Source organism: Sandarakinorhabdus rubra, from assembly GCF_010994245.1.
Taxonomy (GTDB): domain Bacteria; phylum Pseudomonadota; class Alphaproteobacteria; order Sphingomonadales; family Sphingomonadaceae; genus Sandarakinorhabdus; species Sandarakinorhabdus rubra.
This window is the reverse complement of record NZ_WMHO01000354.1, coordinates 1-1,475: the sequence shown is the minus strand read 5'-3', so window position 1 is coordinate 1,475 and position 1,475 is coordinate 1. Positions and strand designations below refer to the sequence as shown.

2 protein-coding genes are annotated in these 1,475 nt (G+C 69.2%); one reads left to right on the top strand and one right to left on the bottom strand.

All coding sequences use genetic code 11. The features are described from left to right. On the bottom strand, nt 1-635 hold a 635-nt coding region (locus GJV64_RS14395; protein ID WP_235927778.1), incomplete at its 3' end, for an efflux RND transporter periplasmic adaptor subunit. A gap of 235 nt (nt 636-870) precedes the next feature. Here GJV64_RS14395 and GJV64_RS14390 point away from each other — a divergent pair. Beyond that, on the top strand, nt 871-1,475 hold a 605-nt coding region (locus GJV64_RS14390; RefSeq protein ID WP_235927777.1), incomplete at its 3' end, for an SIMPL domain-containing protein.

Below are 1,475 nucleotides of genomic sequence, written 5' to 3'. Positions count from 1 at the left end.
GACGGCGCACGCACGTCCAGCCGGTCGGCGCGCTCGCGCGCGGCGCCGAGCTGGGCCTTGGCGACATTCACGCGGGCCAGGGCGCCATCGCGGGTGGCAACGCGCTGATCGATATCGGCGCGGCTGATGAAGCCCTTGGTCACCAGCGTTTCGGCGCGCGTCAGATTGGCCTCTGCCAGGCGGGCCTCGGCTTCGGCCTGGCGCACGGCAGCGACCAGCTGGGCGATTTCCTGTTCCTGCACCTGCCGGTCGAGCCGGGCGAGCACCTGGCCGGCGCCCACCCGCTGGCCGGGTTCCACCAGCACGCGGGTCACGCGGCCGCCTTCGCCCTGCACGCCGACTGGCTCATCGCGCTTGGCGGCGATGCTGCCCGGTGCAACGATGGTATCGGCGATCATCGTGGTGCCCGGCACCATCACGCTCACTTCAGGCAGGTTGCTCACGGCAGCCGGCGGCGGCGGTGCCGGAGCGAACGCCTTCCAGGCTCCAACGCCGGCCAGCGCCACGGCCAAAGCGATCAGCGCCGGCTTCAGCCAGCGGCGGCCGCCCCGCCCCGTCACGGTCTCTTCACCGCTCGGCGGAAACGGATACACGGCCGCTTCGGCGGCGTTGGGAAGGGCGTTGTGGGCGTTCATGGTCATCGATCCTCGGCGGTGGTGTATTATCGAAATACATCACCAAGCGCAAGTCATTCCTCTACATCAGGATGAAGGCAGCAAAAAGACAAATTTGAGTGTCACTCTATGCCCCGATGCCGCACGGCGCCGTTCAGCGTCGCGACAGCCCGAGGGCACCATATGGCCCGCCAGAAGACATCAGCCAGCCGCTCTGGCAAGATAGGCAATGTCGGTTAACAAAGGGATAGCAACCATGCGCCATCTGCCTCTTGCCGCCGCTCTCCTGGCCCTCGTCGCGATGCCTGCTCAGGCCCACGACCGCGCCCATGACCGAACCGCCGGCAGCGCGGGCGAGCCGATCCTGCTCAGCCTGTCGGCCGATGCCGAGGTGCGCCAGGCGCCCGACACGATCCGCTTCAATGCCGGTGTCGTCACCGATGCGCCCACCGCTGCGGCTGCCGTCGCTGCCAACGCCGCCCGCATGGCCGCCGTGGTTGCCGCCCTGAAGTCCGCCGGGGTGGCCGCCGCCGACATCCAGACCAGCAGCCTGTCGATCGCGCCGCAGTATCGCTATGAACAGGGGCAGGCGCCGGCGGTCACCGGTTATCAGGCGCGCAACAGCGTGACGGTCAAGAGCAGCAAACTGGCCGATGCCGGCAAGATCGTCGATGCCATCGTCAAGGCCGGCGCCAACGAGGTGAATGGCCCGATGTTCAGCCTCGCCGATCCGGAGGCCGCACTGAACGCGGCGCGCACCGCTGCCGTGGCCAAGGCGCGGGCGCGGGCGGCCGTCTATGCCGCCGCGGCCGGCCTGACTGTCAAGCGCATCGTTAGCCTCAGCGAGGCCGGCGCGCCGGC